Origin of the sequence: Allobosea psychrotolerans, from assembly GCF_002917105.1 — a bacterium.
GTDB lineage: Bacteria > Pseudomonadota > Alphaproteobacteria > Rhizobiales > Beijerinckiaceae > Allobosea > Allobosea psychrotolerans.
This window is the reverse complement of sequence record NZ_PQFZ01000007.1, coordinates 137,762-162,598: the sequence shown is the minus strand read 5'-3', so window position 1 is coordinate 162,598 and position 24,837 is coordinate 137,762. Positions and strand designations below refer to the sequence as shown.

25 protein-coding genes are annotated in these 24,837 nt (G+C 65.5%); 13 read left to right on the top strand and 12 right to left on the bottom strand.

The window, feature by feature from the left end; genetic code table 11:
- Positions 1-24 precede the first annotated feature (24 nt).
- From CYD53_RS14295 to CYD53_RS14245, 11 genes are all read right to left on the bottom strand, one after another.
- Positions 25-1,917 (bottom strand): bifunctional sugar phosphate isomerase/epimerase/4-hydroxyphenylpyruvate dioxygenase family protein, encoded by a 1,893-nt coding sequence (locus CYD53_RS14295; protein ID WP_103718759.1) that lies wholly within the window; start codon positions 1,915-1,917, stop codon positions 25-27.
- Positions 1,914-2,975, bottom strand: coding sequence for a Gfo/Idh/MocA family protein (locus tag CYD53_RS14290; RefSeq protein WP_103718758.1), 1,062 nt, complete (start codon positions 2,973-2,975; stop codon positions 1,914-1,916). The genes CYD53_RS14295 and CYD53_RS14290 overlap by 4 nt, the downstream gene beginning before the upstream one ends.
- Positions 2,972-3,709: an ABC transporter ATP-binding protein gene (locus CYD53_RS14285; RefSeq protein ID WP_103718757.1), complete on the bottom strand. Its 738-nt coding sequence runs from the start codon at positions 3,707-3,709 to the stop codon at positions 2,972-2,974. The genes CYD53_RS14290 and CYD53_RS14285 overlap by 4 nt, the downstream gene beginning before the upstream one ends.
- A gap of 10 nt (positions 3,710-3,719) precedes the next feature.
- On the bottom strand, positions 3,720-4,463 hold the full coding sequence (locus CYD53_RS14280; RefSeq protein WP_103718756.1) for an ABC transporter ATP-binding protein: 744 nt from the start codon (positions 4,461-4,463) through the stop codon (positions 3,720-3,722).
- Positions 4,460-5,473, bottom strand: coding sequence for a branched-chain amino acid ABC transporter permease (locus CYD53_RS14275; RefSeq protein WP_103718755.1), 1,014 nt, complete (start codon positions 5,471-5,473; stop codon positions 4,460-4,462). Before CYD53_RS14275 ends, CYD53_RS14280 begins: the two co-directional genes overlap by 4 nt.
- Positions 5,470-6,348: a branched-chain amino acid ABC transporter permease gene (locus tag CYD53_RS14270; protein ID WP_103718754.1), complete on the bottom strand. Its 879-nt coding sequence runs from the start codon at positions 6,346-6,348 to the stop codon at positions 5,470-5,472. The genes CYD53_RS14275 and CYD53_RS14270 overlap by 4 nt, the downstream gene beginning before the upstream one ends.
- A 106-nt stretch (positions 6,349-6,454) precedes the next feature.
- Positions 6,455-7,591 (bottom strand): ABC transporter substrate-binding protein, encoded by a 1,137-nt coding sequence (locus tag CYD53_RS14265; RefSeq protein ID WP_103718753.1) that lies wholly within the window; start codon positions 7,589-7,591, stop codon positions 6,455-6,457.
- A gap of 59 nt (positions 7,592-7,650) precedes the next feature.
- Positions 7,651-8,538, bottom strand: coding sequence for a shikimate dehydrogenase (locus CYD53_RS14260; RefSeq protein WP_103718752.1), 888 nt, complete (start codon positions 8,536-8,538; stop codon positions 7,651-7,653).
- A gap of 99 nt (positions 8,539-8,637) precedes the next feature.
- On the bottom strand, positions 8,638-9,582 hold the full coding sequence (locus CYD53_RS14255) for a LysR family transcriptional regulator (protein ID WP_103718751.1): 945 nt from the start codon (positions 9,580-9,582) through the stop codon (positions 8,638-8,640).
- 84 nt (positions 9,583-9,666) lie between these two features.
- On the bottom strand, positions 9,667-11,088 hold the full coding sequence (locus tag CYD53_RS14250) for a bifunctional serine/threonine-protein kinase/universal stress protein (protein ID WP_245928233.1): 1,422 nt from the start codon (positions 11,086-11,088) through the stop codon (positions 9,667-9,669).
- Between the two features lie 14 nt (positions 11,089-11,102).
- The gene (locus tag CYD53_RS14245) at positions 11,103-11,843 is read right to left on the bottom strand and encodes a metallophosphoesterase family protein (RefSeq protein WP_103718749.1); all 741 of its coding nucleotides are present in this window, start codon (positions 11,841-11,843) and stop codon (positions 11,103-11,105) included.
- 641 nt (positions 11,844-12,484) lie between these two features.
- Here CYD53_RS14245 and CYD53_RS14240 point away from each other — a divergent pair.
- The 13 genes from CYD53_RS14240 to dhaK all read left to right on the top strand — a co-directional run bounded on the left by CYD53_RS14240 (position 12,485) and on the right by dhaK (position 24,215).
- The gene (locus tag CYD53_RS14240) at positions 12,485-13,759 is read left to right on the top strand and encodes a hypothetical protein (protein ID WP_245928232.1); all 1,275 of its coding nucleotides are present in this window, start codon (positions 12,485-12,487) and stop codon (positions 13,757-13,759) included.
- Between the two features lie 407 nt (positions 13,760-14,166).
- A complete protein-coding gene (locus CYD53_RS14235; protein ID WP_425428301.1) occupies positions 14,167-15,474 on the top strand; it encodes an ABC transporter substrate-binding protein in 1,308 nt (435 codons plus the stop codon).
- A 132-nt stretch (positions 15,475-15,606) separates the two neighbouring features.
- Complete coding sequence (locus CYD53_RS14230; RefSeq protein ID WP_103718746.1) at positions 15,607-16,527, top strand: carbohydrate ABC transporter permease; 921 nt, start codon at positions 15,607-15,609, stop codon at positions 16,525-16,527.
- Positions 16,524-17,492, top strand: coding sequence for a carbohydrate ABC transporter permease (locus CYD53_RS14225; RefSeq protein ID WP_103718745.1), 969 nt, complete (start codon positions 16,524-16,526; stop codon positions 17,490-17,492). Before CYD53_RS14230 ends, CYD53_RS14225 begins: the two co-directional genes overlap by 4 nt.
- Positions 17,489-17,713: a hypothetical protein gene (locus CYD53_RS14220; RefSeq protein ID WP_103718744.1), complete on the top strand. Its 225-nt coding sequence runs from the start codon at positions 17,489-17,491 to the stop codon at positions 17,711-17,713. The genes CYD53_RS14225 and CYD53_RS14220 overlap by 4 nt, the downstream gene beginning before the upstream one ends.
- 3 nt (positions 17,714-17,716) lie before the next feature.
- The gene (locus tag CYD53_RS14215) at positions 17,717-18,838 is read left to right on the top strand and encodes an ABC transporter ATP-binding protein (protein ID WP_103718743.1); all 1,122 of its coding nucleotides are present in this window, start codon (positions 17,717-17,719) and stop codon (positions 18,836-18,838) included.
- Positions 18,831-19,844 carry an ABC transporter ATP-binding protein gene (locus tag CYD53_RS14210; protein ID WP_103718742.1) on the top strand — a complete coding sequence of 338 codons (1,014 nt, stop codon included), beginning with the start codon at positions 18,831-18,833 and terminating at the stop codon, positions 19,842-19,844. The genes CYD53_RS14215 and CYD53_RS14210 overlap by 8 nt, the downstream gene beginning before the upstream one ends.
- 3 nt (positions 19,845-19,847) lie before the next feature.
- A complete protein-coding gene (gene dhaL, locus CYD53_RS14205) occupies positions 19,848-20,450 on the top strand; it encodes a dihydroxyacetone kinase subunit DhaL (RefSeq protein WP_103718741.1) in 603 nt (200 codons plus the stop codon).
- A gap of 4 nt (positions 20,451-20,454) precedes the next feature.
- Positions 20,455-20,853: a dihydroxyacetone kinase phosphoryl donor subunit DhaM gene (dhaM, locus tag CYD53_RS14200; protein ID WP_103718740.1), complete on the top strand. Its 399-nt coding sequence runs from the start codon at positions 20,455-20,457 to the stop codon at positions 20,851-20,853.
- 37 nt (positions 20,854-20,890) lie between these two features.
- The gene (locus CYD53_RS14195) at positions 20,891-21,169 is read left to right on the top strand and encodes an HPr family phosphocarrier protein (protein ID WP_092164442.1); all 279 of its coding nucleotides are present in this window, start codon (positions 20,891-20,893) and stop codon (positions 21,167-21,169) included.
- Positions 21,170-21,175: 6 nt separating this feature from the next.
- Positions 21,176-22,780, top strand: coding sequence for a phosphoenolpyruvate--protein phosphotransferase (gene ptsP, locus CYD53_RS14190; RefSeq protein WP_103718739.1), 1,605 nt, complete (start codon positions 21,176-21,178; stop codon positions 22,778-22,780).
- Positions 22,777-23,232 carry a hypothetical protein gene (locus tag CYD53_RS14185; RefSeq protein WP_103718738.1) on the top strand — a complete coding sequence of 152 codons (456 nt, stop codon included), beginning with the start codon at positions 22,777-22,779 and terminating at the stop codon, positions 23,230-23,232. The genes ptsP and CYD53_RS14185 overlap by 4 nt, the downstream gene beginning before the upstream one ends.
- Positions 23,229-24,215, top strand: coding sequence for a dihydroxyacetone kinase subunit DhaK (gene dhaK, locus CYD53_RS14180; protein WP_103718737.1), 987 nt, complete (start codon positions 23,229-23,231; stop codon positions 24,213-24,215). The genes CYD53_RS14185 and dhaK overlap by 4 nt, the downstream gene beginning before the upstream one ends.
- A 146-nt stretch (positions 24,216-24,361) precedes the next feature.
- On the opposite strand, the gene CYD53_RS30300 is transcribed toward dhaK, so the two are convergent.
- The coding region (locus tag CYD53_RS30300; RefSeq protein WP_103718736.1) for a GntR family transcriptional regulator at positions 24,362-24,837 on the bottom strand (476 nt) is incomplete at its 5' end.

Below are 24,837 nucleotides of genomic sequence, written 5' to 3'. Positions count from 1 at the left end.
GCCGCAGCGCGTGCGGGATGACGCTCACCCCTCCCTCAACGGCCGCGGCACCGTCACGGGCCGCGCCTCTCTTGCCTGGGAGGCGAGGCGGACGGCTGCGTTCACCGCGCCGAAGCCGGCATAACCGCCGCGCCGCTCGACGATCTCGAAGAAGAAGCGCTGTGCGAAGACATGGGTGTAGACCTGCAGGAACTCGGCCTCGCCATCGCGGTCATAGAGGATGTGGTGCTCGCGCAAGGCGTCGATGAAATCCGGATCGAGCCCGTACCGCGCCTCCAGGTCCTCGTAGTAGTTCTCGGGGATGTCCAGGAAGGAGAGGCCGGCCGCGCGCATCGCCGTCACCGCCGCGAAGATGTCGGGCGCGTTGAAGGCGATATGCTGCACGCCCGAGCCGAAATGCTCGGAGACGAAGCGGGAGGACAGGGTCCGCGTCGCCTGCGAACCGTTGAGCACGAAGCGCAATGAGCCGTCGGCGCTGACGATCGGGCGGCTCTCGACGAGGCCGGCGGGATCGGCGATCGCGGTTTGCGGGATGCGCTCGAGATGGAAGAGCGAGGTGTAGAACAAGAGCCAGGACAGCATCTCCTCATAGTCCATCGACTGGGAGATGTGATCGACGCTTTGCAGCAGGGCGGGCGCAGGAGCGGCGGCATCGGAGGTGGCGATGAAGTTCTTGGCGACGAAATCCTTCTCCCAGATATGGGCGAGTTCGCCTGTGGCCTGGGTGAAATAGATCAGTGAGCCGCCGACGCCGCGAATGGCGGGGATATGCATCTCGCCAGGGCCCACGGGCTGCTCGAAGGCCGTGATCTTCAAATCCCGCGCCCGGGCCATGGTCTGCTCGACATCGTCGACGCGCAGGCAGATCGCGCAGACGCCGGGCCCATGCATGATCGCATGCGACTGGGCGAAGCCGTCCTTCTCGGTGTTGAGCACGAGGTTGATGCCGCCCTGGCTCCAGCGCGTCACCATCTTGCTGCGATGCGTGCCGGTCTGCCGGAAGCCCAGCGCCTCGAACAGGGCCGCGAGATCGGCGGCCGTATCCTCGTCCAGCGCGAATTCGAGGAACTCGACCCCCTCGACATGCGCGCGCGGCGGCAGATGCGGCGCGGTCTGGTCGGCGAGCGCGATCAGCGAGCGCATGCCGTCGGTCGCGAGCCGGCGGGCCGAGCCGGCCCGGAACTGGTCGTTGAAGATCTCGTGCGAGAGCGGCCCGGAATAGCCTGTCGCCTCGACCGCCCTGACGAAATCGGCGACGGCAAGGTCGCCCTGGCCGGGAAAGCAGCGGAAATGCCGGCTCCAGCTCAGCACATCCATGTCGAGCCTGGGCGCATCTGCGAGCTGGACGAGGAAGATGCGGTCGCCGGGGATCGAGGCGATCGGCTCCAGCGGCGATTTGCGCGCCAGCGTGTGGAAGGAATCGAGGATCAGCCCGATGCGCTCGTGATCGGCACGGCGCACGATCTCCCAGGCGTCGCGATAATCATTGACATGGCGCCCCCAGGCCAGCGCCTCGAAGCCGACGCGCACGCCGAATTTCGCCGCGAGCTCGCCGAGTTCGCGCAGGTCGGTGGCCGCCCGGTCGATGCCGCCGAGCGATTGCGGCGAGACGTTCGAGCAGATCAGCATCAGCTCGGCGCCGAGCTCGTTCATGATCGCGAATTTGCGCTCGGCCCGGGCGAAGGTTCGCGCCCGCAGAGGCTCGGGCATGCCCTCGAAATCGCGGAAGGGCTGAAAGGCCGAGATCGTCAGGCCGAGATCGGCGATCATCTTGCCGACATCGCGCGGGCTGCCGTCGAAGGTCAGGAAATCGTTCTCGAAGACCTCGACCGCGTCGAACCCGGCCGCGGCGATGGCCTGTAGCTTTTCCGTGAGATCGCCGCTGAGCGAGACGGTCGCGATCGAGGTCGGGTTCATGCCGCTTGCGCCCTTGCCTGGTGGTCGATGCTGACGAGATGTCCGTGCCGCGCAGCCTCACCGATGGCCTCGACGACCGCAAGCGTGCGGGTGGCGTCGGCGGCGTCGGTGATCGCCTGCTCGGTGCCTCGGATGACGGCGCAGAAATGCCGGAGCTGCTCGGCCAGGGGCTCGACGGGCGCGACCGCGCGGCTTTCCCGAAGCAAAGGCTCCCACCAGCCCTGCTTGCCCTCATAGCGCCAGAGTTCGAGCTTCGGCAGCGACAGCGAACCCTCGCTCCCGGCGATCAGGTAGCAATGCCCGTCGCGCTGGGGATAGGCCTTGTTCTCGCCCGATGTGAGCTCCCAGCTCCAGGGCGCGGGCGTCGCGTCGGAGACGGTCGCCGTGCCGAGCGCGCCGTTGGTGAATCGGAAGGTGAGGGCGGCCGTGTCCTCCACGGCAAAGCCACGCGTGGCGTTCGAATTCATCGCCTGCACCGCGTCGATCTCGCCGCAGATGAAGCGCAGATTGTCGATGTCGTGGATCAGGTTGATCAGCACCGGGCCGCCCCCGGCCTCGCGCCGCCAGGCGACGTCGAAATAATCGTCGGGCTTGCGGATCAGGAACAGCGAGCTGATCGCGACCAGCCGGCCGATGCCGCCGTCCTGCACGATCTTGCGCGCCGCCTTGACGATCGGGTTGTGGCGGCGGTGATGGCCGGCGAGGACCGGTATGCCGGTGCGCGCCTGCGCCTCGACCAGCCTCTGCGCCGAGGCCACGCTCTCGGCCAGCGGCTTCTCGACCAGCACCGGGACGCCGGCTTCAAGGCAGGCGAGGGCGCCCGGCACATGCAGGACATTGGGCGTGGCGATGATCGCGCCATCGGGCGTGATCGCGGCCAGCATCGCTTCGGGCGAGGCGAACCAGGGCGTGCCGCGTTCCGCCGCGAGCGCCCTGGCTGCGTCTGTCGGATCGCAGATCGCAGCGCAGGTGCAGTCCGCGGATATGTCGAGCCGCTGCAGATGGGCGCGCCCGATGAGCCCGGCGCCGACGAGGGCGATGTTCAGCTTGGCGCTCATGCCGCCTCCGTCATGGCGCCGCCCAGGAACAGCTGGCCGACGCGCGGATCGGCGAGGATCTCGGCCGCCGGGCCCTGCATGCGGGTCTGGCCGAGTTCGAGCACGAGCCCTTCATCGGAAATCTCCAGCGCCGAGCGGGCGTTCTGCTCGACCATCAGGATCGTAACCCCCTTGGCGCGCAGGTCCTTCAGGATGCCGAAGGTCTCCTGCACCATCATCGGGGAGAGGCCGATCGAGGGTTCGTCGATCAGCACGAGCTTGGGGTCGAGCAGGAGACCGCGCACGATCTCGAGCTGCTTCTGCTCGCCGCCCGAGAGTGTCGAAGCCTGGTTATCGGCCTTGCGCCGCAAGGCCGGAAAGCGGTCGAGCGCGGCCTCCAGGCGCTTGGGCATGTCGGTGATGTGGGAGCCGGCGGCGACGGCGCCCAATTCGATATTGTGGCGCACCGACAGCTCGGGGAAGATGTTGCGTCCCTGCGGCACATAGCAGATCCCGGCTTCCAGCAGCTTGCGCTGGTTCCAGTTGGTGATGTCGGCACCCTCCAGCCGGATCTGGCCCTCGCGCACCCTAAGCAGGCCGAAGATCGCCTTGAACACGGTCGATTTGCCGGCGCCGTTGGGGCCAATCACGGTGGTGATCGCTGCGCGCGGGATCTTGAAGGTCGTGCCGTTCAGGATGGTCATGGCGCCATAGCCGCCGACCACGCCGTCGAGTTCGAGGATGGGTGTGCTCATGACGCTCTCCTCAATGCCCCAGATAGGCTTCGATGACCGCCGGATTGGCCCTGACCTCAGCCGGCGTGCCCTCGGCCAGCACCTTGCCTTCCGCCAGCACGATCACCCGCGAGCACAGCGACATCACGAAATCCATGTTGTGCTCGATCACCACGAAGGTCGCGCCCTGTTCGGCGTTGATGGCGCGCAGCCGCTCCTTGAGATCGCCCAGCATGGTCAGGTTGACGCCGCCGGCCGGCTCGTCGAGCAGCACCAGGCGCGGGCCGGCCATGAAGGCCATCGCCGCGTCGAGCAGCTTCTGCTGGCCGTAGGAGAGCCCGCCCGCCTTCTCGTCGATGAGATGGCCGAGCTTGAAGAAGCTGATCATCTGATCGGCCTTCCCGGACAGCCCCGCATCGCGCGCCCCGAAGAAGCGCGACAGCATCGAGCCCTCATGCTCCTGGCCGGCCAGGATCAGGTTCTCGCGCACCGAGAGCTCGGGGAAGACCTGCAGGAGCTGGAAGGTGCGGCTGACGCCGCGCCGGTTGAGCTCGGAAGGGCGCAGATTGGTGACGTCGCGGCCGTCGAGCCTGACCGAGCCTTCGGTCGGCTCGAGCTGGCCGAGGATGCAGTTGAACAGGGTCGACTTGCCGCAGCCATTGGGGCCGATGATGCCGAGGATCTCGCCTTCATTGACCGTGAAGGAGACCCCGTTGACGGCCTTGATGCCGCCGAAAGCCTTGTGCAGGTTGGTGACTTCCAGAACCTGGGTCATGAGCGCGCTCCCGCCTTGCCGCTGACCTTCGCCCAGCCGCGTTCCAGCAGCCCGCTCACCCCTTGCGGGCAGGCGATCAGCAGCAGCATGACGATGGTGGCGAAGATGATGAGATAGAGCGAACCGGCAAAGCGCAGCCATTCCGGCAGCACGACGCCGAGCAGCGCGCCGATGAAGGGGCCGAGCAGGTAGCCCGAGCCGCCCGCCACCACCATCAGCAGCAGGAAGAAACTCTGCGACAGCGAGAAGGGCGAGGGGTCGATGAACTCGACCAGCGGCGCATAGAGCGCCCCCGCAAAGCCCGCATAGGCCGAGCCGATGGCGAAGGCGAGCAGGGTGTAGGTGCGGGTGTCGACGCCCAGGCTCGCGGCGCGGATCGGATTTTCGCGCAAGGCGGTGAAGGCGCGGCCCCAGGGGCTGCGGATCATCCACCAGAGCAGAACCGCGAGGATGAAGGTGACGACGACGACGAAGCGGTGGAATTCGAGCGCGCCGAACAGCTTGATGCCGAAGAACTCCGGCCGGTTGATGTTGGCGATGCCGAAGACGCCGCCGGTAAGCCATTGCTCGTTGCGCATGATCAGCCAGATCAGCGTCGAGAAAGCGAGCGTGACGAAGGCGAGGTAATGCGCCTTGACCCTGAGCGCCGGGAAGCCGAGCACGAGGCCGACAGCGAAGGTCAGCAGCCCCGACAGCGCGAAGGCGGCATACCAGGAGACGCCGTATTTCGTGGTCAGGATCGCGGTGGCATAGGCCCCGAGCCCCATGAAGGCGGCTTGGGCGAGGGACTTCAGGCCGGCATAGCCCAGCGTCAGGTTCAACCCCATCACCGCCACGCTCATCACCAGCCAGAGCGAGAGCACATAGGTGCCGTAGCGCCCCATGCCGACCGGGGCGAACCAGAGGATGACGGCGCCCGCCACCAGCGTGAGCAGCGAACCGTCGATGAAGGCGGGCAGGGAGAGGCGGCTGCGCTGCGGCAGGCTCTCATGCGTTGCGGGCGCGGTCATACGCGGCGCTCCTCTTTGCGGCCCATCAGCCCTTCCGGCTTGAGCAGGATGATGACGACGAGCAGGACGAGCGGCACGGCAAGCCGGTACTGCGTCGAGATATAGGCGGCGGCCATGCTGTCGACGATGCCGACGATCAGCCCGCCGACGAGCGCGCCGCGGACCTGGTTGAAGCCGCCGACGATCGCCGCGATGAAGGCGAACAGGCCGATGACTTCGCCATTGGAGAATTTCGCCAGATAGATCGGCGAGATCAGCACCGAGGCCACGACCGCAAGCGCGGCGTTGATGACGAAGGTCAGCAGCACCATGCGCTCGACCGGGATGCCGAGGATGCGCGCGACCGTCGGGTTCTGCGCCGTCGCCTGCATCTGGCGGCCGAGCCTGGTGCCGCCGACGAACCATTGCAGCGCGCCGATGACCGCGAAGGCGACCGCGATGATCGCCAGATGCTGCAGCGAGATCGAGGCGCCGAAGACCTGGATGGTCTGCGAGGGCACGAAGGAGGGGAAGTTCTGCGCCTCGGCCGAGAAGCCGTCCTTGGCGCCTTCCTTCATGATGATCGACAGCGCCATGGTCGTAATCGCGAGCGGCAGCACGCCATGCTTGATCATCGGATCGACCACCGTGAGCTTGAAGCCGACGCCGAAGACCAGGATGAAGGCAGCGATGCCGATCAGCGCGCCCAACCAGATCGGTGCGCCCAGGAGCTTGATCGCGAGCAGGACGAGCACGGCCGGCAGCATGACGAATTCGCCCTGGGCGAAGTTGATCGTCTGCGAAGTCTGCCAGACCAGCGTGAAGCCGATGGCTGCGAGCGCATAGATCGCGCCCGTGGCGATACCGGCGATGAGATAGGCGATGAATTCGGCCATGGCTTGGTGCCCTGCGATGGAGCGTCATGGTCGGGCCTGACCCGACCATCTCTGGACGAAGAGGTTCTCGGGTCGGCGCTTCGCGCCGCCCGAGAATGACGGATGCTTACGGCTTGAGCTTCGGCAGCGTCGCGCTGATCACCTGCTTGCCGTTGATCACCTCGGCAAGGAAGCTTTCGCGGTCTAGATCGCCGTTCTGCTCGATCGTGGTCTCGATCAGGATCCCGGGCTCCTCGGAGGGCTTGATCGTTGCGCCGCGCAGCGTGTCGGCGACGCCCTTCTTGTCGAATTTCTTCTGCTTCTCGGTCGCCCATTTGACCATGTAGACGGCCATATAGCCCTTCAGGCCGTTATGGTCGGAGGCGTAGTTGTACTTCGCCTGGAACTTCTTGCCGAATTCCTGGAAGGCCGGAATCGGCGCATCGATCGAGAGGCCGACATGGCCCTTGACGCCGTTGGCGGCGTCGCCCGCGAGCTCGATCACCTTGGCGCCGAGCAGGGTGGTCTCGCCGACCATCGGCTTGGTGATGCCCTGCTGCTTGGCGGCGCGCAGGAAGCGGGCGCTCTCCTCCTCGTTCAAATAGACGAAGATGGCGTCGGCATTGGCGTTCTTGATCTTGATCGCATCGGCGGCGAAATCGGCCTGGCCCTGCTCGGTGGCGACATCGACCGCGACCTTGATGCCGGCCTTTTCCAGTTCGGGAAGGATCGCGTCGCGCCCACCCTTGCCGAAGTCATTGTTGACCCAGACGACGGCGACGGAGGCGGCCTTGACCGTGTTCTTGAGATAGGCCGCGATCTTCGGCATCGCGGCCGTCTGGCTCAGCGAGGTCCGGAACAGGTATTTATTGCCCTGCATGGTCAGGCCGGCGGCCTCGCCGCCGACGAGCTGGGCGATCTCTGCGCGCTGGGCGATCTGCATGGAGGCGCCGATCGGGCCGGAAAAGACCGGGCCGAGCACGGCATAGGTGCCTTCGTCGATGGCGCGCTGCACGGCGGCGCGCGTGTTTCCGGGGTTGGTCTGCGTGTCGTAATGGACGATCTCGATCTGCTTGCCGAGAATGCCGCCCTTGGCGTTGATGTCGGCGACGGCAAGGTCGATACCGTTCTTCCAATTGGTGCCGGCGGTCGCGCCGGCGCCGGACAGCTCGACGACATCGACGAGCTTGACCTTGTCTTGCGCCAGCGCCTGGCCGGTCAATCCGGCACTCAGGGCGGCTGCGATGATCCAATGCGATTTCATCTTCTGTCTCCTCCAGATCAGGGTGGTTTCTTATGTCGCCCGGTTCCTCCGGGTCGTCTTCAGGCTGCGCGGTGGATGGCCTCCTGCGCTGCCAGGGATTCGTCGAAGGCCTGGGCGATTGCGCTATGCGATGGCGCCTGGTCCGTAAACATCGCGAAGGCGTCGATGGCCTGGTTGATGCTGAGCTCGCGCCCCGTCATCACCGTTGCGCCGGCGCTTTGAGCGGCCTTCAGCAGCGGTGTCCAGAGCGGATGATAGACCGCGTCCGCGACCCATTGCGACCTGTCGATGAGCCCGGCGGGGACGGGCGTGTCGCGGTTCGGCAGCATGCCGATCGGCGTGCCGTTGACAATGCCCGCCGCGCCGCTGACGGCGGCCTCCACGCTCGTCGCGATTTCTACGGTTACGCGCTGCTGGCCAAGCTGCGCCGCCAGGGCTTCCGACTTGGCCGGGTCGAGATCGAACAGGCGCAGTGTCTTGACGCCGCAGGAGGCGAGCGCAAAGCCGATGGCCTTGCCGACGCCGCCGGTTCCGATGATCGCGACGGGCGCGTCGCCATCCCTGCGCTGCAGCGCGCGATAGGCCGTGGCGAAGCCGCTGGCATCGGTGTTGTAGCCCGTGAGCAGGCCGTCGCGCACGACCACCGTGTTGACCGCGCCCATGGCGGCGGCCTCCGGCGCAAGCGCGTCGAGCAGCGGGACGACCGCTTCCTTATAGGGGAACGTGATGTTGAGGCCGGAAAAGCCGAGCCGGCGTACGCCGTCCAGGATCACCGCGAGATCGGCCGCCTTGGCGCCTGCGATGTCGATGAGGTGATAATGCAGCTCGAAGCCGGCGGCACCAGCCGCAGCCTCATGCATCGCGGGCGCGGCGGAATGCGCGATCGGCGAGCCGATCAGCCCGAGCAGCACGCGCTTCGTGCGGTTGGCTATAGGAAAAGCCGGCATATCCGTCCCTCTCGGCTCGCTCGTCATGTCAGCGGGCGTTGCCGAGCGTCACATAGCCCGATCGGCGGGATAACGCGATAACCAATCCATCGCCATTACCTAACCTGATGTTATTTTCGGCTGCAGCGATTGGGCGGCCAGTTGCGTGCGCGGCGTCACCACCGCGTTCATCTCCTCGCGCAGCAGCGCCACGAAGGTTTCGGCATAAAGCGAGGGCGCCTTGTCGTTCTTCACAGCGACATAGGTCTGGAACCGCGTCGGTTCGGCGATCGGGATCGTGGTGATGCCCTGCATCGAGCCATGCGCCACGGTGAACTGGTCGATCACCGCGATGCCCAGCCCGGCGCGCACCAGCGAGCACACCGTGGTGCCGAAGCGCGCCTTGATGATCATGTCATAGGCCAGCCCCTGCTGGTTGAAGATCTCGGCCATGACCCGGCCATAGGGATCGTTGGGGTCGATGCCGATCAGGGGATGCCGCACGATCTCGGCGGCGGAGATCGACGGCCTGCCGGCGAGCGCATGCCCGTCCGGCACGATGCAGAGCAATTCGCCCTGGCTCAACGGCACGAAATCGATGCCGGGATGGTCGAGCTTGTAGCTCATCGCCGCGATCTCGCCCTTGCCGAGCAGGAGATAGTCGAGCGCCTCCTCGATCTTCAGGATGTTGATGTCGAGCCTGAGATCGGGATGCTTGCGCCGCAGCCGTTCGATCGCGCGCGGCACCATGACGTGGCAGATGCTCGGCACCGAGCCGATCCGGAGCTCGATGCCGCCGCCGCGCTCAATGCGCGCAAGCGTGTAATGCAGGTCGTCGACCTTCTTATAGACGCCGTTGATCTGCTCGAAGATATCGTTGGCCTCCGGCGTCGGCACATAGCGCCCGTGCCGGCGCTCGAACAGCCTGAGCCTGAGCGTGCGCTCGGTGTGTTTCATCAGGCGGCTGATGCCGGGCGCCGAGACATTGAGGAGTTTTGCCGCGCCCGAGATCGTGCCGGTGATCATGATGGCGCGGATCACCTCGATCTGGCGCAAGGTCAGCATGAATGGCGTTTCCCTCGGAGTCCCGGCTTTTGCGCAAGCGGAGGCGAGGGCGGGGGTGGAGTCAAGCGACTGGGTCGGCCGGACCTAGCCTTGCTCGCCGGCAGCTCCCTTGATCCGCACGACCGAGACCGAGCAATGCGCCTCCGCGACGACCTTGGTCGAAACGCTGCCGAGATGGCGGCGCAGCGCCGAAGAGGAGCGGGCGCCGATGACGATGTGGTCGATCTGGTTGTGCTCGGCATAGCGCAGCACCGCATCGGCGGCGCTCACCGCCTCGATGACGTGATAGCTGACACGCTCCTCGCTCAGATGCAGCGGCCGCGCCCAGTCCTTCAGCGCGACCAGCCGCTTGACGTAGATCGAGTTGCCCTTGGCGTCGGCATATTGGGTTTCCTTGACCAGATCCGTCTTGATCACGGTCAGGCAGGCGAGCCAGGAATCCGGCCGCGCCGCGAGAAGCCGCTGCGTCTCCGCCAATATCGCCGCCGCCAGCGGGGTGGCCCCGTCAGACAGATCGACGGCGGTGAGCACGATCGAAGGCCCGACCCGGCGGCTGCCTTCCGCCGCCGTCCCGACCAGCGCCGCCTCGCTGGGGCGGTCGAACAGCCGCTTCAGCCAGCCGAGAATCCCGCCTGGCCGGGTGCGGTTTGAGCGCGGCAGCACGACCTGGTCAGGGTGGCGCAGATCGAAGATGAGCTTGGCGGCGTCGGCATAACGCCGGCTGCGATCGACCTCGAGGCAGCGCGCCACGATCGCTTCGAGCCAGGCCGGGATATCGGGCCTGATCGCGCGCATGGGCCGTGGCGCATGATAGAGACGCCGTTTCATGCCGGCGGTGGTCGAGGGCCTTCCGAAAGGCTCCTCGCCCGTCGCAAGCTGATAAAGCATGCAGCCGAGCGCGAAGAGATCGCTGGCGGGGTCGGTCCTGTCGCCCAGCACCTGTTCGGGGGCGATATAGGCGGGCGTGCCCATCGGCACCGTGCTTTCCTCGCCGAGCAGGTCCGGCAGATCGGCGTGTCGCGCCAGCCCGAAATCCAGCAGCACCGCGCCGCGTTCCGCCAGGATGACGTTCTGCGGCTTGAGGTCGAGATGGACGACGCCCTGGCGATGCAGGTCCGTAAGCGCCGTGCCGATCGCGATGCCGATCCGCACCACCTCTTCAGTGGGAAGCGGTGCGGCCTCAGTGCGTTTCGCCAGGCTCTCGCCCGCGACGAATTCCATGGCGAGATAGGGCAGCTCGGCGAGATCGCCGGAGGCAATGAAGCGTGGCACATGCGGGCCGGAGAGCCGCTTCAGGATCATCTCCTCGACCTCGTAGCCGATGATCACCGAAACGTCCTGCCCGGGATCGAGGAACGGAATCTTGAGGACGAGGGGGACGTCGAAATCCGCGTGCCGCGCCCGCCACAGCGACGCCATGCCGCCGGAGGGAAGCTGCTCGATCAGTTCGAAACCGTCGATCTGCGCGCCGGTCTTGATCGCGGAGGCGGTCTTGGGTCGTTCCACGGTGTCCTCCCTCCTCATCGGCCGATCAGCAGGCGCAGGCCCAGCCAGCTGGAGAGGCCGAGCATCTTGATCTTGGCTGCCGTCGCCTCGCTGTCATAGGGCACGCGCCGCATCGTCACGCTGGCCTCCTCCAGATCCAGCAGCGCAAAGCAGGCCGCTGGATTGCCGTCGCGCGGTTGGCCGACCGCCCCTGTGACGATGACGTGCCTGTGCCGCGCCAATAGCGGCGCGGCGATTTCGTCGCGAGGGACGAACATCGTCGGTCGCCGGTTCGGATGGCTGTAGAACACGGTCGGTCGATGCGTGTGTCCGCAGCAGATCAGGGGCTCCGTGCTCGCCGCCAGGCAGCGCATCGCCGCTTCGGGATCGGCGACATAGTCCCAGCTCTCGGGCCGGTAGGCGCTGGCATGGACCCATTGGCAGCCGAAGCGCGTGATTGACAGCGGCAGCGTCGCGAGGAAGGCGCGGTGGTCCTCGTTCAGCCGCGTGCGGGTCCAGCGTATCGCTTCGCGCGCATTCGGCGTCAGCCTGTCCCTGTCGGAGCGCGCGGCCTCGTCATGGTTGCCGAGCACGCAAAGCGCGCCGTCGGAGACGAGCCGCGCCACTGTCTCGAGCGCAAATTCGGGGTCGGGCCCGTAACCGACCAGATCGCCAAGGACAACGATCTGGTCCGGCGCCAGCTCCTCGACGACCTCGAGCACGGCCTCCAGAGCTTCGCGATTGGCATGGATGTCGGAGAGCACCGCGATGCGCATGGTCGGATGGTGTTAGCATCGATGCGGGCGGGGCGTCGAATGGGCTTAAGTCGGTCTTGCTTCCGGCGCGAAGACGGTTCGCGCCACACCGCTGTCGGGGCGATTTGGATTGATCAAACACGTCGGCGACGCGCAGTCGGGTCGATTCCTTGTGCCGGCCGATGACGTCGAGACGTGCCTCCGCATCGCGCTTCAGCAAAGCCGCTTGCGCAGCACGTTGATCGCTTGAATCGTCGCGCCGCTGGAACAGCTCGCAGGCCATGCGGCCGCCGAGCTGTTCCAGCGTCTTCAGCACCTGCAGGATCTGCGCGAGATCCTTGGCGGTGAATTTGCGCACGATCGCGCCCTTGGCCGGCAGGATCTCGACGAGCCCTTCGAAGCGTCGGGTAAGCCGATAGCAGACGCGGCGAGATCAGGCCGGCCGACGATCGCGTTGCACTTCAATTATACGCGTCGTGGTAACGAGGCGTCGTTGCTATCGATGACACGCGCCATTACGATGCGGCAGGCTACTCTGGATGAGGCTATCCTATTGGGCAGCTCGCTCTGCGAAGGAGGTTTTCATGCCACTTCGAGGTCGCGTCGGACGGCATGCCAGCACTGGCGCCAACTGCCAGAACTGGAAGAGCGACCAGGAGGTCGTGATCGCTCTGCTGAACCGTATCCCGATTGCTGATGGCGGAACCGGGGGAGCCTTGGGCGGACGTATCATTGGCGGCTTCGCTAGCGATGCGCTGTACCAGGCCATCCTGAGCTTCGAGAAACGATATCCTTCGGTCAGGCAGACGGGCTTTATCGAACCGAACGGGCCGGTGTTGACGCAATTGGAGGGGTTGGCATCGCGTCCGCCGCCCGCACCGCCAAAAAAACCGGGACAATGGGACGCGATCACGACGAGATCCGTCTCGAAATCGTTGAATGCCGGTTTGGACGGCGACATGACGCTCAGCCATTCCGATGTCGTCAACATCATTCGCAGCACGCTCAGCGACGGCGTTATCACGCCCGGTGAGATCAACGACCTGGCGACGATCCTGGCCGTCGCGAAGAGCCTGCAGCAACGTTCCAAGACAATGCTGACGACGCTCGTCAATGCGATCCGCAAGACGGCGGTCGGCAAGGGGCCCTACAGACTGGACACGGATCGGCAACTCTTTGCGGCCGGCATGGTCTGCGATTTTCTCGAACGTCCGGGATCGAGCCGCTTTCCCTCTCTGGATCGATATGAGGTCGGCGTTGGCCTGTTGATGCGGATCGCCAATCCGGGCTTGATCAAGCAGGACCAGGCCAGCCTGTGCGGACCGGCCGCGCTTTTGTTCAGCGAAGCCGCCGACAACCCCGGCGCTTATGCCCGTTTCGCCATCGACCTCTACGAGAAGGGGCGGGCAAAGCTCAACCGGCTGGAGATCGCACCGGACGAGGACGTTCGGCACTATCGGCCGCCGTCGACGATGGATCACGTCGACTGGATGACCATGGCCAGCATCCGCGATTCCGAGAACTGGTTCCTGGACTATGACAACGCCGACAAGGAATTCGCCGGCATCACCTTGCCCGGCGAACTGGCGGATTGGTTCCGGCGCGCCGGCTATTCCAAGGTCGAGCAGGACGCCAACATCGTCGCCAGCATGGGCCTCAGCGAAATCGACGATGCCAATCGGCTGTATGCGGACGGCTACCGCATTTGCCTCTTCATCGGCGCGAACATCCTGAGCGAGAAGGACCAGTCGAAAAGCTCGACCACCGCCGAGCATTGGGCCGTTCAGCGGTCATTGATCGATCGGTCGAACGGCACGGTCAAGCTCAAGGTCTTCACCTGGGGCGATGGCGAGTATCAGATCCCGCACGGCGGCAAGACGCTGCCGGTCGGCGATTTCCTTGGAAATTTCTACGGTTACGTCGCGGGAAAACCATAGGGCGACATCTTCCGTTCGCCGTTTGCGACCATCGCCCGATCAAAACACGTCGGCGACGCGCAGCCTGGTCGATTCCATATGCCGGCCGATGACGGCCTCGGCTTGGTCACGTGGCTCCAACCTGATCATAAGTCGCTAAACTTGTGCTATGCGACATAAGTTGCTGCATTGCGGTGCTTTACCCGCAATCCGCGGCGCTTGACATGTTTAGTGAATTGTTATTCGCTAAACAAATCGCTGAACTTGGACGGTTCGTTCCGAGGCGGCGTGAGGAAACGTCCCGCGTCGGCCGTGCCCCTTCATTTGGCTGTGCCCTTCGCGGTCGCGCAGGTTCACCCGTCACCCCAATGACGGCTGGTGACGGCATGCCAAGGGAGGCCAAGAACATGAACATGATCAGAACATGGATGCTTGCCGCGACCATAGCCGGCAGCACGGCACTGGCTGCGACTGCAGCTCAGGCGCAAGGCAAATCGTTGACGTTGTGCTGGGCGGCCTGGGATCCGGCGAATGCTCTGGTGGAACTCTCCAAGGACTTCACCGCCAAGACGAATATCGCCATGAAGTTCGAGTTCGTGCCCTGGCCGAATTTCGCCGACCGCATGCTCAACGAGCTCAATTCCAAGGGCAAGCTCTGCGACCTGATCATCGGCGACTCGCAATGGATCGGCGGCTCGGCCGAGAACAAGCATTATGTGAAGCTGAACGATTTCTTCGCCAAGGAAGGCATCAAGATCGATGACTTCATGCCGGCGACTGTCACCGGCTATGCCGAGTGGCCGAAGAACACCCCGAATTACTGGGCGCTCCCGGCGATGGGCGACGCGCTCGGCTGGACCTATCGCAAGGACTGGTTCGCCAGGCCGGCGCTGCAGGCCGAGTTCAAGGCCAAGTACAACCGCGATCTTGCTGCGCCAAAGACCCAGACCGAGCTGAAGCAGATCGCCGAGTTCTTCCAGGGCCGCGACGTCGACGGCAAGAAGGTCTATGGCGCGGCGATCTTCACCGAGCGTGGCTCGGAAGGCATCACCATGGGCGTCGCCAACGCGCTCTATCCCTTCGGCTTCAAATACCAGGACCCGAAGAAGCCTTACGCCATGGCCGGCTTCGTCAACTCCGACGACGCGGTGAAGGGCCTGGAGTTCTACAAGTCTCTGTACAAGTGCTGCACCCCGCCGGGCTACTCCAACGCCTATATGCAGGAGGGACTTGACGCCTTCAAATCCGGGCAGGCGGCCCTGCAGATGAACTGGTTCGCGTTCTTCCCCGGCCTGTTCAAGGATCCCAATGTCGGCGGCGACAAGATCGGCTTCTTCGTCAATCCGGCCGAGAAGGAGACGGGTTCACAACTCGGCGGGCAGGGCCTTTCGGTGGTGTCCTATTCGGCCAACCAGGCCGAGGCGCTCGCCTATGTCAAATGGTTCGCCTCGCTCGACGTGCAGAAGAAGTGGTGGGAGCTCGGCGGCTATACCTGCCACAAGGGCGTGCTGAACGATCCCGGCTTCGCCAAGTCCACGCCCTTCGCCGCCGACTTCCTCGTCGCCATGGGGCAGGTCGTCGATTTCTGGGCTGAACCCTCCTACGCGCAGCTGATGCAGGCGGAGCAGGCGCGCATCCACGACTACGTGGTCGCGGACAAGGGCACGGCCAAGCAGGCGCTCGATCTGCTGATCCAGGATTGGACCAAGGTCTTCAAGGAAGACGGCAAGCTCTGAGCCGCCGGCCTCCTGTCCGCCGGAGCCAAAGGCTGCGCCTTGCATGAGCAGGCGCAGCTAGTTCCCGACTTTGCCTTAAAGCGGTGCCGAGTCATGAATGCGAGCGACATCACCGGCCTCAGGAGTGCGAGGATGCGCGCACCCTATGCCCCGATCGCCCACCGCGTCAGGGGCCTCTCCGACACGACGATCGCCTGGCTCTTCATCGCGCCGACGATGATCCTGCTGCTCGCGATCAACCTCTTCCCGTTGATCTGGACGATCCAGCTCTCCTTCACGAATTACCGCGCCAACCGCCCCAATGCGCCGCTGCGCAATGTCGGGCTCGAGCACTACCAGGCGATCCTGTCGGATCCGGAGATCTGGCAGCGCATGCAGGCCACCGCGCATTTCGTTTTCTGGACGATCCTGCTGCAGACCGTGCTCGGCTTTGCGCTCGCCTATCTGATCGACCGCAAATTCCGCGGCCACGGCTTCTGGACCACGCTGATCCTGATCCCGATGATGCTGTCGCCGGCCGTCGTCGGCAATTTCTGGACCTTCCTCTATCAGCCGCAGATCGGCCTGTTCAATTACGTCGTCTCGTTCTTCTCCGGGCTTGCGCCGTCCTCCTTCCAGATGCTGGGCGACGTCACCCTGAGCCCCTGGGCGATCATCATCGTCGATACCTGGATGTGGACGCCTTATGTCATGCTGATCTGCCTGGCGGGGCTCCGCTCGATCCCGGACTACATCTACGAGGCAGCCGAGGTCGATCGCGCCAGCAACTGGCGCCAATTCATCTCGATCACGCTGCCGATGTGCCTGCCCTTCATCATGCTGGCGGTGCTGTTCCGCGGCATCGAGAACTTCAAGATGTTCGACATGGTCAACCTGCTGACCTCCGGCGGGCCCGGCTCGACCACCGAACTCGCCTCGATCACGCTCAAGCGCGCCGCCTTCGAGGCCTGGCGCACCGGCTATTCCTCTGCCTTCGCGATCATCCTGTTCGTCGCCGTGTTCGGGCTGGCGAACATCTATGTGAAGGCCTTGAACAAGGTGAAGGCACGATGAGCGGCGCGACCTCCACCGCCCATTCCGTCGTCGCGCCAAGCGGCCGGGTCAAGCTGCTCGCCGGCGCGATCGTGGTGCTCTACGCGCTGGTGGCCCTCGTGCCGCTGCTCTGGATCGGCCTGACCAGCATCAAGACGCCGCCGGACTCGATCTCCTACCCGCCCAAAGTCGTGCCGTTCGTGCATTTCGAGCCCTCGATCGAAGGCTATTGCAACCTCTTCAACACACGCTCGCGTCAGACCGCGGATTATCTCGCCTCGCTCCCGCCGGCGGACTCGGCCTGCGAAGAGATCACGCGCTCGCGCAGCATGGTCGTCGTCGGCCCCTCAAATTATGTGCCGCGCTTCCTCAACTCGCTGATCATCGCCTTCGGCTCGACCCTGCTCTCGGTGGGCCTGGGTACCTGCGCTGCCTATGCCTTCTCGCGCTTCAAGGTGCCTTTGAAGGACGATCTGCTCTTCTTCATCCTGTCGACGCGGATGATGCCGCCGATCGCCGTCGCGATCCCGATCTTCCTGATGTACCGCGAGCTCGGCCTCTCCGATACGCGGGTCGGCATGATCCTGCTCTACACCTCGGTCAATGTTTCGCTCGCTGTCTGGCTGCTCAAGGGCTTCATTGACGAGATCCCGCGCGAATACGAGGAAGCCGCCATGATCGACGGCTATACGCGGCTGCAGGCCTTCCGGAAGGTCGTGCTGCCGCAGGCCACGACCGGCATCGTCGCAACCGCGATCTTCTGCCTGATCTTCGCCTGGAACGAGTACGCCTTCGCCGTGCTCCTGACCTCCGGCACGGCCCAGACTGCCCCGCCCTTCATCCCGATCATCATCGGCGAGGGCGGACAGGACTGGCCGGCCGTGGCGGCCGGGACGACCCTGTTCCTGATTCCGATCCTGGTTTTCACGGTGCTGCTGCGCAAACACCTGCTGCGCGGCATTACGTTTGGGGCGGTGCGCAAATGAATCTGCATGCCAGCCATTCCCGCCAATCGGACGGAGCGTCTCGATCGCGCTGGCCGAAGCCGCTGCGGCGCGGGCCGATGGAGACCTTGGCGACAGTGCTGATCGCGGCCGGCGTGCTGATGCTGCTGCAGCCGTTCTCGCTGACGCTCTACGGCTATTCCTTCGTCACCACGCTCATCGGCGTTGTCATGTTCACCTTCGTCACCAAGTTCCCGGAGTGAACCATGGCCGAGATCCGGGTCGACAATCTGCTGAAACGCTTCGGCTCCTTCACGGCGGTGCGGGATACGAGCTTCACGGTCGAGAACGGTGATTTCTTCTGCCTGCTCGGCCCTTCCGGCTGCGGCAAGACCACGACCTTGCGGATGGTGGCGGGGCTCGAGCTCCCCTCAGCGGGATCGATCCGGCTCGACGGCGAGGACGTCACCTTCAAGCGCGCCCGCGAGCGCGATATCGCCATGGTGTTCCAGCTCTTTGCGCTCTACCCGCACATGAACGTGCGCAAGAACATCAGTTTCCCGCTGGTCTCGATGGGTGTGCCGAAGGCCGAAACCAGCCGGCGGGTCGAGGACGCCGCGAGGACCTTGCGGATCGAGCATCTCCTCGACAAGCCGGTCTCGGGCCTCTCGGGCGGCGACCGGCAGCGGGTCGCGCTCGGGCGCGCCATCGTGCGCGAGCCCAAGGCGTTCATGATGGACGAGCCTCTGGGCGCGCTCGACGCCGAGTTCCGCCATCTGATGTGCGGCGAGCTGCGCGCGCTGCACGACCGGCTGAAGGCGACGACGGTCTATGTCACCCATGACCAGTTGGAGGCCATGTCGATGGCCGACAAGATCGCGGTGATGAATGACGGCGTGATCGAGCAGCTAGGCTCGCCCCAGGACATCTATGACCACCCGACCTCAATGTTTGTCGGCGATTTCATCGGCTCGCCCGCGATGAACTTCATCCATTTCGAGGGGACGGCAACGGCAGGCGCGACTGCGGTCACCATCGATACCGCCGTCATTCCGCTGCCCGAACTGCGCGAGACCCGCGCGCCTGGGCCGCTGGCGCTGGGGGTTCGACCGGAGCAGGTCGTCATCGGCGACCCCGGGCGGCAGGGCGGCGCCTTGCCCGGCGAGATCTTCGGCGCCGAATATCTCGGCACCAACCAGATCGTGACGGTCACCACCCCGCGCGGCATGCTCAAGGTCCGGCTGCCAGCCCATCTGAGGGCGGCGGCCGGCGACCGGGTCAGCCTCTCCTTCAAGCCGGAGCGGCTCTCGCTGTTCGATGCGGCGACCGGCAAGGTCATCCGCTCCGCCCTGCACGAGACCGGCACTGCGAGGCGAACCCATGGCTGAGATCGCGCTGACGCAGGTGTCGAAGCGCTTTGGCGCGGTGAAGGCGGTGGACGATGTCTCGCTCACCATCGCTGACGGCGAATTCGTCGTGCTGCTGGGGCCGACCGGAGCGGGCAAGACGACGACCTTGCGCCTCGTCGCCGGGCTGGAGACTCCAGATGACGGCCGGGTCTTCATCGGCGGCGTCGATGTCACCGGCCTGCCGCCTGCCGCCCGCGACGTGACCTTCGTCTTCCAGCAATATTCGCTCTATCCGCATCTCACCGTTTTCGACAATCTGGCTTTCCCGCTGCGCTCGCCGACGCGGCGCACGCCCGAGGACGAGATCAAGCGCACTGTGCGCGAGGTGGCGCGGCTGCTGCGGATCGAGGACAAGCTGGGCAACCGCGCGACGCAGCTTTCCGGCGGCCAGATGCAGCGCGTCGCAATCGGCCGTGCCCTGGTGCGCCGCCCGGCGATCTATCTGATGGACGAGCCGCTCTCCTCGCTCGACGCCAAGCTGCGCTCGGAACTGCGCATCGAACTGAAGCGCATCCAGCAGGATCTGGGCGCGACCATGCTCTACGTCACCCATGACCAGACCGAGGCGATGACGCTGGCCTCGCGCATCGGCGTGATCCATCAGGGCCGGCTTGTGCAGATCGGCTCGCCGCGCAGCATCTATGAGGACCCCGCCGACATCTATGTCGCGACCCGCCTTGGCAGTCCCGGCATCAACCTGCTGCCTCGCGCGCTGTTTCCCGATGTCGCGGCCCCGACCGAGGCCGTCACCATCGGCGTGCGCACCGAACATCTCGCCATAGCGAGAGCCTGCACTGGAGCGGTGACCGGCAAGGTGAACTGGATCGAGCGCCTGGGCGACCAGAACCACCTGCATATCGACGTGAACCAGCGCCAGATCGTGAGCCTTGTCGATCCGGATGAGGGTCTCGGCGTCGGCGACGAGGTCGCTGTGAGCCTGCGCAAGCCGCTGTTCTTCGCCGCCGACGGCCAACGGGTGAGGTGAACGATGAATGCAGCGCTGAAGAAAAAGCTGATCGAGGCGATGGCCGACGCGATCCTGGCGCATGCCGACGAGCTGACCGTGCTCGATCAGGCGATCGGCGACGGCGATCACGGCCTGAACATGAAGCGCGGTTTCGAGGCCGTGCTGGCGGAGGCCGACGCGATCGCAGCCAGGCCACTGCCCGACGCCCTGAAGACGATCGGCACAACGCTGGTCATGAAGGTCGGCGGCGCATCGGGGCCGCTCTACGGCACGCTGTTCATGGCGCTCGGCAAGGAGTTGCCGCCGGAGCCGACGATCGCGGATCTGGCGCGGGCGCTGGCTGCCGCAATCGAGGCGGTGAAGGCGCGGGGCAAGTCCGAACTCGGCCAGAAGACGATGCTCGATGTGCTCGGCCCCCTGCAGGTCGCGCTGGCCGAGGGCGGCGCCGATCTCGCCTCGCGCCTGCCGGCGGTTGCAAATGGAGCGGCCGAGGCGACGATGCCGCTCAAGGCCGTTCGCGGTCGCGCCTCGTTCCTGGGCGAACGCTCGATCGGCCATATGGACCCGGGCGCCCGCTCGTCGGCGCTTCTCGCCACGGCAATCTGCAACGCCATCGGAGCCTGAAAGCATGCCAGCCAGCAAAAATGTCGGCATCGTCATCGTGTCGCACTCGGCCAAGGTGGCAGAAGGCGCGGCCGATATGGTTCGCCAGATGGTCGGCGACAATGTTCCGCTCGCCTCGGTGGGAGGCAATGCCGAGGGCGGGCTTGGCACGGATGTCGCCGCCATCATGGCGGCTATCGACAAGGCCTGGTCGGAAGCCGGCGTCGCCATCCTGGTCGATCTCGGCGGCGCCGAGACCAATAGCGAGATGGCGGTGGAAATGATGCCGCAGGAGCGGCGCGAACGCATCGTCATCTGTAATGCACCGATCGTCGAAGGCGCGGTGATGGCTGCCACCGAAGCCTCGGGCGGCTCGCCGCTGGCGGTGGTGCAGGCGACTGCCGAGGAGCTCATGTCGGCATGAACGCTGCGTCGGCCAAAGGAATGAAGGGAATCTGGGCATGCAGGAGGTGACGGCCAGTGTCCTGCTCACCAACAAGGTCGGGCTCCATGCCCGGCCCTCGGTGAAGCTGACCCAGACCGCCAAGCGCTTCGGCTCGCGCATCGAGGTGGCCACCAGTGCGGCTGGTCCATGGACCGACGCCAAGAGCCCGGTGAAAATCATGCGGGTCAAGGCGTCTCAGGGCGAGATGCTGCATTTCAAGGCCAGCGGCGAAGATGCACCGGCCGCGCTGGCCGCGCTGGTCGAGATCGTCGCCCGCAAGTTCGACGAGGAGTGAGCGGTGATGGAACGGCGTCTACCTGGCCTTGCCGCCTCCCGCGGGCTCGCCTTCGGGCCGGCCGTGACGTTTCGGGCGGTCGGTGAGCTCAGGCGCGTGAAGGGGACCGTCGCGAGTGAAAAACAGGCGCTGGCGGACGCGGTCGCCGCCTCCCTGCAGGCTGTCATGGCTCTGGCCGGGAGCCTCGAAGGCGAGGCCGCCGACATCGTCGGCTTTCAGGTGGCGCTGCTCGAGGATGATGCCCTGACCGAGAGCGCCTATGCCGCGATCGACCGCGGCATGCCCGCGGATATGGCGTGGCGACAGGCCATGGCGGAGGAGATCGCCGGATATGAAATCTCCGACGATCTGTATTTCCGAGCCCGTTCGGCCGATCTCGCCGATATCTGCGACCGCGTGCTGCGCCATCTCTTCGGCTTGCCGGAATTGACGCAGGCGCCGGGCGGCGCCGTCATCGTGGGAGAGGACCTGCCGCCATCGGCCTTCCTCGGTATCGACTGGTCGCAGGGCGGCGGGATCGTGCTCGGCTCGGGGAGCCCGTCCAGCCATGTCGCCATGCTGGCGCGCGGGCGCGGCGTGCCGATGGTGGTCGGCATCGGCTCGGAATGGCAGGCCGTCTCCGGCACGGTGATCGTCGACGGGCTGGAAGGGCTCGTGCTGACCGGCCCGTCCAATGAGAGCATCGAGCGGGCAAGGCGGCAGGCGGACGAGCTTGGACGCTCGCGGAGCGAGGCGGAAGCCCGCAGGGACGAGGCTGCGCTGACCCGCGACGGAACCCGCATCGCTGTGATGATCAATGTCGCCGGCCTGGCCGATCTCGCCGATCTGCCTGCCAAGGCCTGCGATGGCATCGGCCTGACGCGCACCGAATTCCTCGTCGAACACGCCCTGCGTGACGAGGCGCGCCAGTTCGAGACCTATGCCGGGCTGCTGCGCTGGGCCGCCGGCCGACCGGTCACGATCCGCACCCTCGATGCCGGCGGTGACAAGCCGATTTCCGGCTACACCATCGCTGGCGAGGCCAATCCCTTCCTGGGTCTGCGCGGCATCAGGCTGTCGCTGCGCCATCCCGAGATCTTCCGCGTGCAGCTGCGGGCGCTGGCTCGCGCGGCGGCTCTGGGGCCGCTCAAGATCATGCTGCCCATGGTGACGATGGCGCAGGAACTGGAGCAGGCGCGGGCTCTGCTCGACGCCGTCCTGGCGGAACTCGCGGCCGAAGGCGTGGCTCATAGCGCCCCTGCGCTCGGCATCATGGTCGAGGTGCCAGCCGCGGCCATGGCGATTGCAGGCTTCGACGCCGCCTTCTTCTCGATCGGCTCCAACGACCTGACGCAATACGCCACAGCGGCCGCTCGCGATGGCTCGGAGGTCGCGACCTACGCCGATGTCCTGCATCCCGGCGTGCTCGCCATGATCGGCCATGTCGCCAGACATGGCGCCGAGGTCGGTCGCGAGGTCAGTCTCTGCGGCGATGCCGGGGGCGATCCGCGCGCCATCGCGGCGCTGCTACGGGCAGGCGTGCGGGCCGTGTCGGTCTCTCCCGGCTTGCTGGCGCAGGCAAAGGCAGCGATCCGCGACGTCGACCTATCCGAGCGGAAGCCGAGTGCATGACCAGCCCCGAGACGATCCCCACCGACATATCGCCACTGGCCACCTACAAGGCGATCCTGCGCGGGGTCATCGAAAACCGCCCCTCCGGCACCAGACAGCGCCTTGCAGAAGCCATCGGCAAGAACCGCAGCTTCATTTCGCAGATCATCAACCCCGCCTATGCCACGCCCGTGCCGGTCCAGCATCTGGAGACGATCTTCCACGTCTGCCATTTCGCGCCGCCGGAACGGCAGGCCTTCCTGAACGCCTATCAGGCCGCCCATCCGGGGCGCCTGGAGGTGGTCGATACCGAACGTCCCATGCGCCGGCTGGTGATTGAATTGCCGGACTTCGGTAGCCCCGATCTGAATGCGCGCGCCGACCACATCGTGCTGGGGGTCGCGCGCGGCCTGGTGTCGCTCATTGCAACCAATGACGATGAAGAAGCCGAAACACTGGGGGGAAGCCCATGAAGAAGCTGATCAACGCGGTCGACAGCATCCTGTCGGAGAGCCTTCAGGGACTGGAAGCCATCCATGGTGATATCCTCGTCCTCAGTGAAGACGAGAAATTCGTCCGACGCAAGGCGCTGACGGACGGCAAGGTGGCGCTGATCTCGGGTGGTGGTTCCGGCCATGAACCACTTCACGCCGGCTTTGTCGGCCTCGGCATGCTTGATGCCGCCTGCCCGGGGCAGGTCTTCACCTCGCCGACGCCTGACCAGATGCTGGCCGCGTTGACTGCCGTCGAGACCGGCGCCGGCTCGCTCTTCATCGTCAAGAACTACGAAGGCGATGTCATGAACTTCGAGATGGCTGCCGAGATGGCCGAGGGGAAAATCGCGACGGTCGTCACCGATGACGATGTGGCCGTCCCCAAATCGACCTGGTCGACCGGCCGGCGGGGCGTCGCCGGCACGATGATCGTCGAGAAGATGGTGGGCGCTGCAGCCGAGCAGCGCCGCGACCTGAATGCGTTGAAGGCGCTCGGCGACGAGGTCAATCGGCGCACCCGCTCGATGGGCGTGGCGCTCACCTCCTGCACCGTGCCTGCGGCCGGCAAGCCGACCTTCACGCTGGGCGACGACGAGATGGAGATCGGCGTCGGTATCCATGGCGAACCGGGCCGGCGGCGCGTGAAGCTCGCCTCCGCCGACGCCATCGCCGACGAGATGATGGGCGCGATCCTCGACGATCTGGCGCCGGCGCGTGGCACGCCCTGCCTGCTCCTGGTCAATGGCTTTGGTGGCACGCCGACGATGGAGCTCTACCTGATGGCCAATGCCGCAAGGCGCATCATGGCGGGGCGTGGTTTGGCCATCGCCCGCGGGCTGGTCGGCTCCTATGTCACCTCTCTGGACATGGCCGGCTGTTCCCTGACCGCGACTGCGCTGGACGACAGCCTGATCCAGCTCTGGGACGCGCCGGTCCACACGGCTGCGCTGCGCTGGGGGTAGCGCCTGCAACGGCAACCGTCGAATGTCGGCGATCTGCGCGGCGGCTAACGCCCGCTTTTGGCGCGACACGGCTCCGTGAGTCGGCTTGAAGGGCCGTCAGCAATCTCCCGGAAGCTCTATTAAACAACACGAGAGCATCCGCCCGATCAAAACACGTCGGCGACGCGCAGCCTGGTCGATTCCATATGCCGGCCGATGACGTCGAGAAGCGCCTCCGCGTCGCGCTTCAGCAGCGCCGCCATCATCTCCTCATGCTCGGCGACGGCGCCGGCCCATTTCTGCGGGCCTTCATTGCCGATGAAGCGCAACCGCTTGATCCGGGCCTGCAGCGTCTCGTGCATCTCCATCAGAACGGGGTTGCCCGAGGCCGCGACGATGGCGCTGTGGATCGCCTGGTTGAGCTTGAAATATTCGAGCCGGTTGTTGGATTTGTAGAGCGCCAGCATCCGCTCGTGCAGCACGTTGATCGCTTGAATCGTCGCATCGCTCGCCAGTTCGCAGGCCATGCGGCCACCCAGCTGTTCCAGCGTCTTCAGCACCTGCAGGATCTGCGCGAGATCCTTGGCGGTGAATTTGCGCACGATCGCGCCCTTGGCCGGCAGGATCTCGACGAGCCCTTCGC

Bases quoted from the DNA above. Each gene is read 5' to 3' on its own strand.
- CYD53_RS14295 (WP_103718759.1), bottom strand. From the start codon at position 1,917: ATGAACCCGACCTCGATCGCGACCGTCTCGCTCAGCGGCGATCTCACG.
- CYD53_RS14290 (WP_103718758.1), bottom strand. From the start codon at position 2,975: ATGAGCGCCAAGCTGAACATCGCCCTCGTCGGCGCCGGGCTCATCGGG.
- CYD53_RS14285 (WP_103718757.1), bottom strand. From the start codon at position 3,709: ATGAGCACACCCATCCTCGAACTCGACGGCGTGGTCGGCGGCTATGGC.
- CYD53_RS14280 (WP_103718756.1), bottom strand. From the start codon at position 4,463: ATGACCCAGGTTCTGGAAGTCACCAACCTGCACAAGGCTTTCGGCGGC.
- CYD53_RS14275 (WP_103718755.1), bottom strand. From the start codon at position 5,473: ATGACCGCGCCCGCAACGCATGAGAGCCTGCCGCAGCGCAGCCGCCTC.
- CYD53_RS14270 (WP_103718754.1), bottom strand. From the start codon at position 6,348: ATGGCCGAATTCATCGCCTATCTCATCGCCGGTATCGCCACGGGCGCG.
- CYD53_RS14265 (WP_103718753.1), bottom strand. From the start codon at position 7,591: ATGAAATCGCATTGGATCATCGCAGCCGCCCTGAGTGCCGGATTGACC.
- CYD53_RS14260 (WP_103718752.1), bottom strand. From the start codon at position 8,538: ATGCCGGCTTTTCCTATAGCCAACCGCACGAAGCGCGTGCTGCTCGGG.
- CYD53_RS14255 (WP_103718751.1), bottom strand. From the start codon at position 9,582: ATGCTGACCTTGCGCCAGATCGAGGTGATCCGCGCCATCATGATCACC.
- CYD53_RS14245 (WP_103718749.1), bottom strand. From the start codon at position 11,843: ATGCGCATCGCGGTGCTCTCCGACATCCATGCCAATCGCGAAGCTCTG.
- CYD53_RS14235 (WP_425428301.1), top strand. From the start codon at position 14,167: ATGCTTGCCGCGACCATAGCCGGCAGCACGGCACTGGCTGCGACTGCA.
- CYD53_RS14230 (WP_103718746.1), top strand. From the start codon at position 15,607: ATGCGCGCACCCTATGCCCCGATCGCCCACCGCGTCAGGGGCCTCTCC.
- CYD53_RS14225 (WP_103718745.1), top strand. From the start codon at position 16,524: ATGAGCGGCGCGACCTCCACCGCCCATTCCGTCGTCGCGCCAAGCGGC.
- CYD53_RS14220 (WP_103718744.1), top strand. From the start codon at position 17,489: ATGAATCTGCATGCCAGCCATTCCCGCCAATCGGACGGAGCGTCTCGA.
- CYD53_RS14215 (WP_103718743.1), top strand. From the start codon at position 17,717: ATGGCCGAGATCCGGGTCGACAATCTGCTGAAACGCTTCGGCTCCTTC.
- CYD53_RS14210 (WP_103718742.1), top strand. From the start codon at position 18,831: ATGGCTGAGATCGCGCTGACGCAGGTGTCGAAGCGCTTTGGCGCGGTG.
- dhaL (WP_103718741.1), top strand. From the start codon at position 19,848: ATGAATGCAGCGCTGAAGAAAAAGCTGATCGAGGCGATGGCCGACGCG.
- dhaM (WP_103718740.1), top strand. From the start codon at position 20,455: ATGCCAGCCAGCAAAAATGTCGGCATCGTCATCGTGTCGCACTCGGCC.
- CYD53_RS14195 (WP_092164442.1), top strand. From the start codon at position 20,891: ATGCAGGAGGTGACGGCCAGTGTCCTGCTCACCAACAAGGTCGGGCTC.
- ptsP (WP_103718739.1), top strand. From the start codon at position 21,176: ATGGAACGGCGTCTACCTGGCCTTGCCGCCTCCCGCGGGCTCGCCTTC.
- CYD53_RS14185 (WP_103718738.1), top strand. From the start codon at position 22,777: ATGACCAGCCCCGAGACGATCCCCACCGACATATCGCCACTGGCCACC.
- dhaK (WP_103718737.1), top strand. From the start codon at position 23,229: ATGAAGAAGCTGATCAACGCGGTCGACAGCATCCTGTCGGAGAGCCTT.